Origin of the sequence: Aeromonas sp. SrichE-2G (assembly GCF_017939565.1) — a bacterium.
In the GTDB taxonomy this organism is placed as follows: Bacteria; Pseudomonadota; Gammaproteobacteria; order Enterobacterales; family Aeromonadaceae; genus Aeromonas; species Aeromonas taiwanensis.
In genome coordinates this window covers 1-12,991 of sequence record NZ_JAGKRG010000008.1, presented here as the reverse complement: position 1 = coordinate 12,991, position 12,991 = coordinate 1, and the positions used below count along the sequence as shown (strand labels likewise).

Annotated in this window: 11 protein-coding genes and 1 pseudogene; 4 read left to right on the top strand and 8 right to left on the bottom strand. The window is 66.3% G+C overall.

The window, feature by feature from the left end:
- Positions 1-49: 49 nt before the first annotated feature.
- Positions 50-1,903, top strand: a complete 1,854-nt coding sequence (locus J9885_RS12130; RefSeq protein ID WP_210549602.1) for a methyl-accepting chemotaxis protein — start codon at positions 50-52, stop codon at positions 1,901-1,903.
- A gap of 78 nt (positions 1,904-1,981) precedes the next feature.
- Here J9885_RS12130 and mgtE read toward each other — a convergent pair whose 3' ends face one another.
- Complete coding sequence (gene mgtE, locus J9885_RS12125; RefSeq protein ID WP_043764061.1) at positions 1,982-3,406, bottom strand: magnesium transporter; 1,425 nt, start codon at positions 3,404-3,406, stop codon at positions 1,982-1,984.
- A 114-nt stretch (positions 3,407-3,520) separates the two neighbouring features.
- The gene (locus J9885_RS12120; RefSeq protein WP_210549601.1) at positions 3,521-4,840 is read right to left on the bottom strand and encodes an aspartate aminotransferase family protein; all 1,320 of its coding nucleotides are present in this window, start codon (positions 4,838-4,840) and stop codon (positions 3,521-3,523) included.
- A gap of 185 nt (positions 4,841-5,025) precedes the next feature.
- Here J9885_RS12120 and J9885_RS12115 point away from each other — a divergent pair, with 185 nt between their 5' ends.
- Entirely contained in the window at positions 5,026-5,751 is a 726-nt protein-coding gene (locus tag J9885_RS12115; RefSeq protein WP_210549600.1) for a sulfite exporter TauE/SafE family protein, read from the top strand.
- A 32-nt stretch (positions 5,752-5,783) separates the two neighbouring features.
- On the top strand, positions 5,784-6,548 hold the full coding sequence (locus J9885_RS12110) for an SDR family NAD(P)-dependent oxidoreductase (protein WP_210549599.1): 765 nt from the start codon (positions 5,784-5,786) through the stop codon (positions 6,546-6,548).
- Positions 6,549-6,616: 68 nt separating this feature from the next.
- Here the strand turns inward: J9885_RS12110 and J9885_RS12105 are convergent, their stop codons facing one another.
- The 4 genes from J9885_RS12105 to J9885_RS12090 are packed head-to-tail and all read right to left on the bottom strand — an operon-like array spanning position 6,617 to position 9,609.
- Positions 6,617-7,381, bottom strand: coding sequence for an amino acid ABC transporter ATP-binding protein (locus tag J9885_RS12105; RefSeq protein ID WP_210549598.1), 765 nt, complete (start codon positions 7,379-7,381; stop codon positions 6,617-6,619).
- Positions 7,374-8,039, bottom strand: a complete 666-nt coding sequence (locus J9885_RS12100; RefSeq protein WP_210549597.1) for an ABC transporter permease subunit — start codon at positions 8,037-8,039, stop codon at positions 7,374-7,376. The genes J9885_RS12105 and J9885_RS12100 overlap by 8 nt, the downstream gene beginning before the upstream one ends.
- A gap of 12 nt (positions 8,040-8,051) precedes the next feature.
- Entirely contained in the window at positions 8,052-8,693 is a 642-nt protein-coding gene (locus J9885_RS12095; protein ID WP_210549596.1) for an amino acid ABC transporter permease, read from the bottom strand.
- A gap of 49 nt (positions 8,694-8,742) precedes the next feature.
- On the bottom strand, positions 8,743-9,609 hold the full coding sequence (locus J9885_RS12090) for a transporter substrate-binding domain-containing protein (protein ID WP_210549595.1): 867 nt from the start codon (positions 9,607-9,609) through the stop codon (positions 8,743-8,745).
- Positions 9,610-9,882: 273 nt separating this feature from the next.
- On the opposite strand from J9885_RS12090, the gene J9885_RS12085 reads away from it, so the two are divergent.
- Positions 9,883-11,361 carry a PLP-dependent aminotransferase family protein gene (locus J9885_RS12085; protein WP_210549594.1) on the top strand — a complete coding sequence of 493 codons (1,479 nt, stop codon included), beginning with the start codon at positions 9,883-9,885 and terminating at the stop codon, positions 11,359-11,361.
- A gap of 33 nt (positions 11,362-11,394) precedes the next feature.
- Here the strand turns inward: J9885_RS12085 and cysG are convergent, their stop codons facing one another.
- Both cysG and J9885_RS12075 read right to left on the bottom strand, forming a co-directional pair.
- On the bottom strand, positions 11,395-12,795 hold the full coding sequence (gene cysG, locus J9885_RS12080) for a siroheme synthase CysG (RefSeq protein ID WP_210549593.1): 1,401 nt from the start codon (positions 12,793-12,795) through the stop codon (positions 11,395-11,397).
- Between the two features lie 12 nt (positions 12,796-12,807).
- Positions 12,808-12,991 (bottom strand): annotated as a pseudogene (locus J9885_RS12075) (nitrite transporter NirC); the annotation flags it as partial.

Below are 12,991 nucleotides of genomic sequence, written 5' to 3'. Positions count from 1 at the left end.
TATTCTGCACGCGCCCGATGCAGTCCACCCCCTGATCCCGAGGTTTATCGTGCTGATCCGTCACAAGCTGATACTGAATACCGTTCTGGTCGCCACGGCCATGCTGACCCTGAGCGGACTCTTCTTCTATGCCAGCAAGGAGAGCCGGCACATGATGGAGGCACAGCGCAGCGTCGATGGCCTCGAGTTGTCCATGTTGCAGTTGAGGCGGATAGAGCAGGACTTCCTGTTGCACAAGGATCCGGCTGTCACCGAGCGGTTCAACGCCGTGCTGACGGAGATCCACAGACTCGACAGGGCGCTGGGGGAGGATGACAACCTCGGTGCTGCCCGTGCCGAACTGGCCGGGCTGGATGGCCGGGTCAGCGCCTATGGCAAGGCCTTTAACGAACTGGTCACCCAGCAGAAGAAGATTGGCCTGGGGCCGGAGGACGGCCTCTATGGCAGGCTGCGGGCGGCGGTGCACAGGGTGGAGGAGGCCCTCAAGGCGCAGGATCAACAGGGCTTGCTGATCACCATGCTGCAGCTGAGGCGGGCGGAGAAGGACTTCATGCTGCGCACCGACATCCAGTATCTGGATCGCTTCCAGACCCTGCACAAGGATTTCCAGCAGGGGTTGAGCGCGTTGCCTGAGGAGCAGCGCGCCGAGCTGGGGCAGGCCAGCGAACAGTATCGCCAGGACTTCGTGGCCTTGGTGCAGGGGATGCAGCAGCTGGGGCTGAACGAGGAGGCCGGCCTGCGCGGCCAGATGCGCGCCCAGGTGCAACAGGCCGAGCAGACCCTCGGCAGGGTGGGCCAGCAGATAGAGAGTGAACTGGCCAGCCAGACCAAGGGCTTCAACCGCCTGATGCTGGCTTGCGGCGCTCTGATCATCCTGGTCATCGGCTTCATGAGCGTGCTCCTGGGGCGCAGCATCGACAGGCCTATCGCGCGGGTCAATGACACGGTCAACCGCATCCGCCAGGACAACGATCTGCGCCTGCGCATCGCCCTGCGGGGGGATGACGAGATGGCGCAGCTGGCGGGCAATCTGGACGTGATGTTGGATGGCTTCCGCCACCTGATCGGGGACGTGAAACAGAGCGCACACACTCTGACCGGGGCGGCGGAGCACCTCGCAGGCAACGTGCACCGCACCAGCGAGGGGGCACAGCGCCAGCTGCTGGAGACGGATCAGGTGGCGACGGCTTCCACCGAGATGGGCTCCACCATCGAGGAGATCGCCCGCAGCACGGAGCAGGCGGCAAACGATGCCGCGGCTACCAACCACAAGGCCAGCGAGGGGCGCGGTGCGGTCGAGCAGACCATCCACCAGATCCACACCCTGGCAACCCAGCTGGAGCAGGCCTCAGGTGAAGTGAGCCAGCTGCAGCGGGAGAGCGAGACCATAGGCTCGGTACTGGAGGTGATCCGGGGGATCGCGGATCAGACCAATCTGCTGGCGCTCAACGCGGCCATCGAGGCGGCGCGGGCGGGGGAGCAGGGCCGTGGCTTCGCGGTGGTGGCGGACGAGGTGCGCAGCCTCGCCATCCGCACCCAGCAGTCGACCCAGGAGATCGCCGTCATCATCGGCTCGCTGCAGCAGCAGACCGGCCACATAGTGACGAGGATGGCGGATTGCCGGGAGCAGGGTGGCCAGAGCGTGCAGCAGGCGACCCTGGCGGGAGAGCTGCTCGGCCAGATCACCCAGGATGTCACCCGCATCATGGACATGAGCACCCAGATCGCCGCCGCCATCGAGCAGCAGAGCCTGGTGGCCGGCGAGGTGAACCGCAACGTCAGCAATATCCGCGACATCGCGGGGGAGTCGAGCCAGATGGCGGAGGAGAATGCCCGTGCCAGCCAGGGGTTGAGCGAACAGGCCAGGGTGCTGAACCGGGCGGTGGAGCAGTACCGGGTGTGACCCCGTCACTTTCATAAAGCCAGCTGCATGAAAAAGGGAGCCATCATGGCTCCCTTTTTCATGGGCGATGGGCGACTGTCAGAGCAGGAAGAGGGTCGCCAGCCCCAGAAAGATGAAGAAGCCGCCGGTGTCGGTGATGGCGGTGATCATCACGCTGGCCCCCACCGCCGGGTCGCGCCCCAGCCGGCTCATGGTCATGGGGATGATGACCCCCATCAGGGCCGCCACCAGCAGGTTGAGGATCATGGCGAGGGTCATCACGCCCCCCAGTGCCGCATCCTGATAAAGCAGGAAGGTGGCGATGCCCATGATGCCGCCCCACACCAGGCCATTGATCAGGGCCACCCCCAGCTCGCGCCACAGCAGGAAGGAGACGTTGCCGGTCTGGATGTGCTGCAACGCCAGCGCCCGCACTATCATGGTGATGGTCTGGTTGCCGGTGTTGCCACCGATGCCGGCGACGATGGGCATCAGGGCGGCCAGCGCCACCAGCTGGGAGATGGTGTGCTCGAACAGGCCTATGACCCGCGATGCCACGAAGGCGGTGCAGAGGTTGATGGCCAGCCAGGCCCAGCGGGTCTTGACCGCCTTGGCGACCGGCGCGAACACGTCCTCTTCTTCACTGATCCCCCCCATGCGGCGCAGATCGGTGTCGCTCTCCTCATAGACCAGGTCCACCACCTCGGCGACGGTAAGCCGGCCCATCAGCTTGCCCTTGGCATCCACCACGGCGGCGGAGACGAGATCGTCCCGCTCGAAGGTGCGGGCCGCCGCCTCGTCGTTGTCCTCCGGGTCGAAGGTGACGGGATCCTGCTCCATCACGTCGCTCACCCGGGTTTCCGGCTTGTGCAGCAGCACGGTCGTGAGCGGCAGCTCCCCCTGCAGCCGGTTGCGCCTGTCGGTGACGAACAGCTTGTCCGTGTTGTCCGGGATCTGGCCGCGCAGGCGCAGGTAGCGCTGCACGGTGGCGAGGCTGACATCGGGACGCACCGTGATGAGCTCGAAGTCCATCATGGCGCCGACTGTGTGCTTGCCATAGCGGATCACCTCCCGCACCCGCTCCCTGTCCATGGGGGCCATGGAGGTGAGCAGCCGCCCCATCAGGTTGCGGGGCAGGTATTGCCCCAGGTAGATCTGATCGTCGATGTCGAGGGTGCTTAGGGCGTGCAGCAGCGCCTTGTCGCTCATGCCGCTGATGAGGCTGTCCCACACGGTTTCCGACGCCTCGACCAGCACCTGGCCACGCCTGTCCGGATCGACCAGCGCCCACAGGGCGTGACGCTCGTCCGGCGGCAGTGACTCGACGGCGTCGGCGATGTCGGCCGCCGGCAGGCGGTTGACCATGGTGGCGATCTCGTCGGCCCGTTCGCGCAACACAGCATCGAGCGGTGTCTCGGCGTCGCGCAGGCTGTCGGTGAGGTCGTCGTCGGCCAGCAGGAGGGCCAGGATGCGGTAGCGATCCTGTTCGCGCTGCTTGGCTCCATTGCGGGTAGAGAGGGACATAGAAGCGGTTTCCTGGTGACGGATCGGGTCGGAAATGGTCACTAGGATACCAGAATGGAGCCGGCGGCGGATGACAGAAAGAAGAGGAAGGCGCCCCCAGGGGGCGCCTCGGGGTCAGGCATGCAGGGCGAGGACCTGATCCAGGATGGCGAGACCCGTCGCCACCTCGGCGGCGCTGACGACGCAGGGCGGGACCACATGGATGCGATTGTCGACCACGAAGGGCAGCAGGCCGCGCTCTATCAGCGCCCGCTTGATCTGCCCCATGCGATCCGCCGGCAGCGGGGTGCGCCGCGCCCTGTCCGACACCAGCTCCAGGGCCCAGAACAGACCGAGGCCGCGCACCTCGCCGATCACCTCGTGCTTCTGCGCCAGCAGCCGCAGGCCGGGGCCCAGTAGCTCGCGACCGGTACGGGCCGCCTGCTCGACCATCTGCTCCTCCGTCATGGCGTCCAGGGTCGCGACGATGGCCGCCATGGCCAGGGGATGGCCGGAGTAGGTCAGCCCCCCCGGAAAGTAGTGATCCTCGAAATAGGCCGAGACAGGGGCAGAGATGAGCACGCCGCCGGCGGGCACATAGCCGGAGTTGACCCCCTTGGCGAAGGTGATCAGATCCGGCTCCACCCCGAACTGTTCGAAGGCGAACCAGCTGCCGCAACGGCCGAAACCGGCCATCACCTCGTCCAGGATCAGCAGGATGCCAAACTCGTCGCACAGGGCGCGTACCCCGGGCAGGTAGCCGGGGGGCGGTACCAGCACCCCGGCGGTGCCGGGCACTGTCTCCAGCAGGATGGCGGCAATGGTGTGGGGCCCTTCGCACTCTATGGTGCGGCGCAGATGGTGCAGGGCGCGGGCACACTCCTCGGCCTCGTCCCGGGCGCCGAACTCGGAGCGGTAGAGATAGGGGTTGAAGAAGTGGACGTGCCCCTGGGCGTACTCGTTGGGCAGGCGGCGGAAGTCCCCCGTGGCGACGATGGCCCCGCCCGTGTTGCCGTGATAGGAACGATAGGCCGACAGTATCTTGCTGCGGCCGGTGTAGATGCGCGCCATGCGCATCGCGTTCTCGTTGGCATCCGCCCCCGCGTTGGTGAAGAACACCTTGTTGAAGCGGGCTGGCGCGCGCGCCACGATGCGCTTGGCCGCCTCGCCGCGGGTCAGGTTGGCGGTGGCCGGCGCTATGGTGGCCAGGGTGGCCGCCTGCTGCTGGATGGCGGCCACCACCGCCGGGTGCTGGTGGCCGATGTTGGTGTTGACCAGCTGGCTGCTGAAGTCGAGGTAGTGTTTGCCGTCGTGGTCGAACAGGGTGCAACCGCTGCCCCCCGCGATCACGAGAGGGTCCAGCCCTCCCTGTACCGACCAGGAGTGAAACACATACTCCCTGTCGAGCTGCCAGACCTGCTGATTGGTGACTGGGGTTTCGCTGCCGTGCGTCATCGTGGCCTCCTTGGGATGCGTGCGGGCAAGGTGTCAGCCCAGAGTAAGGAGCGGGCCGGGGCGGCGATAGGGCCAGCGCCGCCGCGCCATGGGGCCAGCCTGTGTCCCAAGGCCGCCCTGCGTCTGGCCCTAGGGGTGGAGGTGTGCCCTCCCTAGAGTGGGGGGAGGCGATCACCGGAGGTCATATGCTCCCCACCCTGCTCCCCCTTTTGCTGCTGGCGGCACTGGCCGGCCTGGTACGCGGTTTCAGCGGCTTTGGCTACGCCGTGATCATGGGACTGGGGTTGGCCTGGGTGCTGCCCGTGCCCCAGGCGGTGGCGACGGCCCTGTTGCTGGACCTGATCTGCGTCCTCGGTGCCCTGCCCTGGGCATGGCGGCACCGCGAGCCCGCGCTGCTGGCGCCCCTGCTGCTCGGCATGGTGCTCTCCCTGCCGGCCGGCGTCTGGCTGTTGCAGGCGCTGCCCGCGAGCGGCCTGCACCTGATGGCCGGGGTCATCGCCCTGCTGGGGGGCTTGATGCTGCTGACCCGCTGGCAACTGCCTGGCGGGATGCCGCGCCTGGCGCTCCCCGTGGGGATGGCCTCCGGTCTCGCCATGACCTGCGCCTCGGCGGGGGGCCCACCCCTGATGTACTACCTGCTCAACCAGCCCTGTCGTCCCGAGACCCAGCGGGCCACCGCCATCCTTTTCTTCGCCTGCAGCAGCCTGCTCTCACTGCTGGCGCTCGGGGGCGGGGATCTGCTCGGGGAGGGGTGGCTGACCCTGGCCGCCCAGCTGTGGCTGCCTTCGCTGCTGGGGGACAGGGTCGGCGCCTGGCTGTTTCGCCGCCACGGCACCACGAGCCTCAGACGCTGGTCCGCACTGCTGCTGATCCTGCTGGCGTTCGGGGTGTTGTTGCACCCGGCGCCGTGAACAAGACAATCCACTGTGACAAGGAAGCAACCATGAACAAGATTGCGTTTATCACCGGCGCCACGTCCGGTTTTGGTCAGGCGGCGGCCCGCCGATTTGCCCGGGCCGGCTGGGCCGTCATCATCACGGGGCGGCGCCTCGCCCGGCTGCAGGCGCTCGCCGATGAGCTGGCGCCCCTGGCGCCTGTCTACCCGGCCGAGCTGGACGTGCGTGATGCCGGGGCGGTCCGTGCCCTGGTGGAGGGGCTGCCCGAGGCGTTTCGAGCCGTCGGCGCGCTAATCAACAACGCCGGGCTGGCCCTGGCGCCCGAGCCGGCGCAGCGGGTTGAGCTGGCGGACTGGCACACCATGATCGACACCAACATCACCGGGCTGGTGAACGTGACCCACGCCCTGCTGCCTACTCTGATCGCCACCGCAGAGGGGGCCTCCATCATCAACGTGGGATCGATCGCCGGCCAGTGGCCCTATCCGGGCAGCCATGTCTATGGTGCCAGCAAGGCCTTCGTCCAGCAGTTCAGCTACAACCTGCGCTGCGATCTGCTGGGCACCGGGGTGCGGGTCACGGATCTCGCTCCCGGCATCGCCGAGACCGAGTTCACCCTGGTGCGCACCAAAGGGGATCAGGGCGCCTCCGAGCGGCTCTATCGCGGCACCACGGCACTGACGGCTGACGACATCGCCGAGCAGATGTTCCACATCGCGACCCTGCCTCCCCACGTCAACATCAACCGGGTCGAGGTGATGCCGACCCGCCAGGCCTGGTCTCCGTTCGCCATCGATCGCGACCCGGCCTGAATCCGGGTCACTCGCCGAAATGAAAAGAGGCACGCCATGCGTGCCTCTTTTCATTGGTGTCGGCCACCTCATTGGCGCACCGTCTGCAGGAACTGGCGCACCCGCTCCGAACGGGGGCGCAGGAAGAACTCCTCCGGCGGGGCCTGCTCGATCAGCTTGCCCTTCTCCAGGAACACCACCTGATCCGACACGGCGCGGGCAAACTCCATTTCGTGGGTGACCACCACCATGGTGTAGCCTTCGGCGGAGAGCGCCTTCATCACCGCCAGCACCTCGCCCACCCGCTCGGGGTCGAGGGCCGAGGTGGGTTCGTCGAACAGCAGCACCTCCGGGCTCATGGCCAGGGAGCGGGCGATGGCGACGCGCTGTTTCTGGCCGCCGGAGAGCGTGATGGGGAAGGCGCCCGCCTTCTCCAGCATGCCGACCTTCTCCAGCTGGGTGCGGGCTATGGTGACCGCCTGCTCCCGCGGCAGCTTCTTCACGTGGCACAGCGCCTCGGTCACGTTCTGCAGCACCGTCAGGTGCGGCCACAGGTTGAAGCTCTGGAAGACCATGCCGATGCGCTCGCGCAGGGCCGCCAGCTGGCGGTTGCCCATGGGCTTGCCGCTGGCGGGATCGATCCCGAGGCGCTGATCCCCCAGGTAGACGGTGCCCCGATCCGGCTGTTCGAGCCAGTTCATGCAGCGCAGCAGGGTCGACTTGCCGGAGCCGGACGAGCCGAGAATGCTGACCACTTCTCCCTTCCTGACGGTCAGGTTGATATCGCGCAGCACCTCGACGTTGTCGAAGTGCTTGGAGAGCTTCTGGATGGTGATGGCGGCGTGTTCAGACATGCTGGAGTCCTCGTTGCTGGCCAAGGCGGCCCGCCCGGCGAATGCCGAACTCGATGGCCAGGGTGACCAGCCAGTACAGCAGGATGGCCACGGCGAACGCCTTGAGCGGGATGAAGTAGGTCGACTGCACCGTGTTGGCCGCCGCCGTTACCTCGCGCACCGTGATGATGCACAGGAAGGCGGTGTCCTTGAGGCAGAGAATGAACTGGTTGCCGAGCAGCGGCAGCGCGCTCATCAGTACCGACGGCAGTATGATGCGGCGATAGAGGGTGAAGTGGCGAAAGCCGTGGGCCTGGGCGGCCTCGATGTAACCGGCGGGCATGATCAGCCGCTGGCTGCGCAGGATCTCGGCGAAGTAGGCGCCGTGGTAGAGCGTCAGGGCGAGCAGACCGGCATGGTCGGCGGAGAGCCGAAAGCCGAGCCCGGGCAGGCCGTAGTAGAGCAGATAGACGAGGATCAGGAAGGGCACGGTGCGCATGGTGTCGATCAGCAGGCGGATCGACCGGCGCAGCAGGTGATCCGGCCCCTCCAGCAGATAGAGCAGCAGGATCCCGAAGAGCAGCCCGAGCAGGGTGGAGAGGATGAACATCTCCAGGGTGTTGAGAAAGCCCGTGAAGAAGGTGCTGCGGGCCTGCCAGATGATCTCCCATTCGTTCATGTTGCACTCCTTTTACATGGCGAGGTGATGAGCGCGCCGCTCGGCGATGTGCTGCGCCTTGACCAGCAGGGCGATCATCAGCACGTAGATGAGGCCGGCCCCGAGGATGGGGGGCAGGGGCTCGTAGGTCACCGAGGCGATCCGGTTGGTGACCCGGGTCAGATCCACCAGGCCGATGACGGCGATCGCGGGGCTGCTCTTGATAAGCGAGGACATCTCGTTGACCAGGGCGGGCAGGCTGACGGTCACCAGCTGGGGCAGCATGATGCGGCGAAAGAAGACGGCGTCCGTCATGCCGACGGCCAGGGCGGCCTCGTGCTGGTTGCGCGAGAAGTTGTTCAGAGCCGAGCGCCAGATCTCGGCATTGAAGGCTGCGGTGTTCAGGGTCAGGGCCAGGATGGCTGCCACCTGCTTGTTCAGCTGTATGCCCAGGGCGGGCAGGGAGAGAAACAGGAAGAGCACCAGGGTGACCAGGGGGGTGGCCCTTGCCAGGCTGATGTAGCATGCCAGCAGGTGATCCAGCAGCGGTATTCTGGCCCTACGCAACAGGGCGATCAGCAGGCCGGCGGTGACGCCCAGCACGATCGCGGTGCCGGAGATCCAGAGGGTAGTCAGGGCCCCCTCAAACAGCAGTTTCCACGCACTCCAATCCATGGACGTTCCTCGCAGAAGGGGGCCGACACGGACGCCGGCCCGGTCAGGACTATTTCAATCCGGCCAGCTGGTGGAACTGGGCCACCGTGGTAATGGCTTCGTCCGGCAGGGCATCGAAGGATTCACCGAACCACTTGGTCTGCAGGGCCTGTAGCTTGCCACTCTCCTTGAGGTGCTTGACGAAGCCGTTCATGAAGGCCAGGAGCTTGGGGTTGTTCTTGGGCACGGGCCAGCTGACAAAGCCGTTGCCGGAGACGGGTTCCCCCTTCTCGAACACGCCGGGACGGGCCTTGACGAGATCGTTGACCGAGATGACGGCGTTGATGACGTAGTCGAGGCGGCCGTTGGCGAGATCGGCGTAGGCCTCGGGGTAGGATTGATACTCCACCACCTCGCCGAGCTTGCCTCCCTGCTTGGCCAGCATGGCCTCCAGCTCCGGCAGGCGGGCCAGCAGCGCGCTGCCGGCCTGGACCCCGACCGTCTTGCCGCTGAGATCCGCTACCCCTTTGATGCGGTCATCCCCGGCGCGCTTGACGTAGTAGTGCTGGGCCGATGCGACGGGGGCGACAAAGTCGAACACCTTGAGGCGCTCGTCGGTGATCAGGGCGCCGGTGATGGCGATGTCATACTGGCCGGCAGAAACGGCGGCCAGCAATCCCGTCCATGGCAGAATGCTCTGCTCCGGCTTGAAGCCGGTAGCGTATTTCTGGAGCTCGGCAAGCACCTCCTTGTGGAAACCCTCCGGTTCCCCGTCCTTCATGAAGTTGAACGGCGCATAGTCATCTTCTGTCGCGATTTTGAGCACCCCGGCCTTCTCTATCTCCGGGAGATCGGCGGCGTGACTGGTCAGGCTGAAGGCGAGCAACAGGCCCCCCAGCAGGGTGGCGATCGGGTGTTTGACGTGGTGTCTTTGCATGGCAGTACTTCCCTGTAAGTCGTTGATTGTGTGGCAGGGGGCCAAAAAGATGGAACACTCCACTGCCATGACGAGACCGACTGGACGCTATGTTTATGCAGAATAGGTGCGGCTATCTGCATAATCGTGCAGATAGTGAGACCAGCCCCCTGCCTTTTCACTTTTATCGCGGGGCGTTTGAGAGGGATAGAGCCAGATGCCGGGGACGATGGGGGCAGCGAGGCACGTCTCTTGCATCGCGTCCTCTTTGGCAGGAAGCCGGAGGAATACCCCATGATCGAACACAGTCTGCGTATCGAATTTTGTGAGGAGCGGGGGTTGCAGGAGCAGCTGCGCGAGGCGCTGATCGGCTCTATCCTGGGGGGACGCTTCGTGCCCGACGAGACCCTGCCCTCCTGCCGCAGCCTGTCCGAGCAGCTCGGCGTGTCGCGCAACACCGTCTCCCTGGTGTACGAGGGGCTCAGGGATGAGGGCTACCTCATCAGTCGCCCGCGTAGCGGGTACTTCGTGGATCCCCGCTACCAGCCCACGTCGGCGGTCCCCATCGAGGTGCAAGAAGGGGAGGTTGCCCCGGATTGGGGCAGCCGCCTGCGACTGCACCCCTCCGAGCTGGTCGCCGTCACCAAACCGGCCCGCTGGATGCAGTACCGTTACCCCTTCATCTACGGCCAGCCCGACAGCGCGCACTTTCCCATGGAGCAGTGGCGTGCCGCGGCGCGTCAGGTCATGGGCGGGTGCCGGGATCACGAGTGGCTGTACGACCAGGTGGATCAGGACAACCCCATGCTGATCGAGCAGCTGCGCACCCGGGTGCTGCCCAAGCGGGGCATCCTGGCTGGGGCCGACGAGATCCTGCTGACCCTGGGCACTCAGAACGCCCTGAGCCTGATCGCCCAGTTGCTGATCGGGGCGGGCACACGGATCGGCGTCGAAAATCCCGGCTTTCGCGAGGCCGTCAACACCTTCACGCTCCAGCAGGCGCAGGTAGTCCCTCACGAGGTCGATGGGGAGGGGATAGTGCTGCGGCCTGCCTCGTCTGCCTGCGACTGCTGGTATGTCACCCCCAGCCATCAGGCGCCGACGGGGGTGAGCATGAGCGATGCCCGGCGCCGGCAACTGCTGCAACATGCCGAACGGCACGATCAGTTCATCATCGAGGACGACTTTGACTCCGAGACCAATATCGAGGCCTATCCGCGCCCGGCCCTCAAGGCCAGCGACGGGAGTGGCCGGGTCATCTATGTCAGCTCACTCTCCAAGGCGCTGGCACCGGGCCTTCGCCTCGGTTTTCTGGTGGCGTCGGCCGAGCTGGTGGACGAGCTGCGAGCCCTGCGGCGGCTGATGTACCGCCATCCGCCGGCGAATATCCAGTATCAGATGGCGCACTTTCTCGCCCAGGGGCACTACGACTCCTTCCTGCGCCGTTACCGGGAGGAGAGCGCCCGTCGCTGGGAGACGCTCGACGCAGCCCTTGAGCGCCATCTGTCCGGTTGCGTGCGCAACCAGAGCCGGGCAAGCGCGTTCTGGCTACGTGCCCCCGAAGGGGTCGACACCCAGCGGCTGGCTTGGCGGGCGGCCCACAACGGTGTGCTGATCGAGCCAGGGGTACACCACTTCCTGGATGAGGCGCCCGCCCGTCACTACTTCAGGCTCGGTTTTCATGCCATCGAGGAGGAGGCGATCGTGCCCGGCGTCCGCCTGCTGGCCGAGGCGCTGGACAAGGAGATAGGCCGAAGCGGCCTGACGGTGTGAAAAAAAAAGCGCCTCGATGAGGCGCTTCTCGTGTCAGGCGCTGGCCTGCATTGAGGTGGGGCTGGTGCCGAACCAGGCGAGCTGATCGGCCAGGGTCACCACCGAGCCCACCATGATAAGGGCCGGACTCTCGACACCCACCGCCAGCTCGGGCAACTGGTCCAGGGTGCCGCGAATGACCCGCTGGCTCGGCTGGGTGCCACGCTCGATCAGCGCCACCGGGGTGTCGACCCCCTTGCCGTGGGACAGCAGCTTCTCGCGGATTACCCCGCAGGATGAAAGCCCCATATAGAACACCAGCGTTTGCCGATCTTTGGCCAGCAACGGCCAGTCGAGATCCTGGGCGCCCCCCTTGCCGTGGGCGGTGACGAAGCGCACGCTCTGGGCGTGATCCCGGTGGGTGAGCGGAATGCCGGCGTAGGCGGCGCAGCCGCTGGCCGCCGTGATCCCCGGCACCACCTGAAAGCCAATGCCCGTACCAACGAGCGTCTCCAGCTCCTCGCCGCCACGGCCGAAGATGAAGGGATCGCCCCCCTTCAGCCGCACTACCCGCTGCCCCTTCTTCGCCTCGTCCAGCAAGAGCTGGTTGATCCCCTCCTGGGGCACGCAGTGGTTGCCTGCCTGTTTGCCGACGAAGATGCGTTTGGCATCCCGGCGCACCAGCGCCATCACCTCGTCGGAGACCAGGCGGTCATAGACAACCACATCCGCCTGCTGCATCTGGCGCAGGGCGTGCAGGGTGAGCAGACCCGGATCCCCGGGGCCGGCACCGACCAGCACCACCTCGCCGTGAGCCTTGCTCTCCTCGGCAAACAGGGTATCGGCCAGCTGGTGGGCAGAGGCGTGATCGCCCCGCGCCAGCGCCTGACCGAGGCGATCGGCCCCGAGCAGTCGCTCCCAGAAGCGGCGCCGCTCCCCCATGGTGGCAAAGCGCGCCTTGACCCGATCCCGCAGGCTGCCGGCAAAGGTCGCCACGGCGCCCAGGTGCTGGGGCAGCATGGCTTCGAGTTTCTCTCGCAGCAGCCGGGCCAGCACCGGGGCCTTGCCACCGGAGGAGATGGCCACCATCAGGGGCGAGCGGTCGATGATGGACGGCATGATGAAGCTGGAGCGTTTCGGGTCGTCCACCACGTTGGCGAAGATCCGCGCCTGATTCGCGCTCTGGTAGACCAGGGCGTTCACCTCGCGCCGATCGGTGGCGGCCACCACCAGCCACTTGCCCACCAGTTGCTGCGGCGCGAATTCGCCGGCCAGCCACTCGATGCTCCCGTTGGCAGCCAGTTCAGCCAGCTCGGGGTCGAGCTCGGGGGCGACCACGGTGAGGAGGGCGCCGGCATCCAGCAGCAGGCGTGCCTTGCGCTCCGCTACCTCGCCGCCGCCGACCAGCAGCACGGGTTTGTTGTCGAGTTGGCAAAAGATGGGCAAGTAGTCCATGGGGCCTCCTGATCAGGCGGTTCGGGTCTGGCTGGCGGTGTTGGTGGCGTCGGTCACCGCGACAGGGCGTTCAGCCTTGGGGGTGGCATACCAGTAGCCCAGACCCATGAAGAGGACGCCGGAGACGGTGTTGCCCAGGGTCACCCACAGCAGGTTGTGGCCGATACCGCCCAGGGTGTAGGCCTCGGAGTGGGCG

Excerpts from the sequence above, each read along its gene's own strand:
- J9885_RS12120 (WP_210549601.1), bottom strand. The coding sequence starts at position 4,840 with ATGACGCACGGCAGCGAAACCCCAGTCACCAATCAGCAGGTCTGGCAG.
- J9885_RS12095 (WP_210549596.1), bottom strand. The coding sequence starts at position 8,693 with ATGGATTGGAGTGCGTGGAAACTGCTGTTTGAGGGGGCCCTGACTACC.
- mgtE (WP_043764061.1), bottom strand. The coding sequence starts at position 3,406 with ATGTCCCTCTCTACCCGCAATGGAGCCAAGCAGCGCGAACAGGATCGC.
- J9885_RS12110 (WP_210549599.1), top strand. The coding sequence starts at position 5,784 with ATGAACAAGATTGCGTTTATCACCGGCGCCACGTCCGGTTTTGGTCAG.
- cysG (WP_210549593.1), bottom strand. The coding sequence starts at position 12,795 with ATGGACTACTTGCCCATCTTTTGCCAACTCGACAACAAACCCGTGCTG.
- J9885_RS12090 (WP_210549595.1), bottom strand. The coding sequence starts at position 9,609 with ATGCAAAGACACCACGTCAAACACCCGATCGCCACCCTGCTGGGGGGC.
- J9885_RS12100 (WP_210549597.1), bottom strand. The coding sequence starts at position 8,039 with ATGAACGAATGGGAGATCATCTGGCAGGCCCGCAGCACCTTCTTCACG.
- J9885_RS12105 (WP_210549598.1), bottom strand. The coding sequence starts at position 7,381 with ATGTCTGAACACGCCGCCATCACCATCCAGAAGCTCTCCAAGCACTTC.
- J9885_RS12115 (WP_210549600.1), top strand. The coding sequence starts at position 5,026 with ATGCTCCCCACCCTGCTCCCCCTTTTGCTGCTGGCGGCACTGGCCGGC.
- J9885_RS12085 (WP_210549594.1), top strand. The coding sequence starts at position 9,883 with ATGATCGAACACAGTCTGCGTATCGAATTTTGTGAGGAGCGGGGGTTG.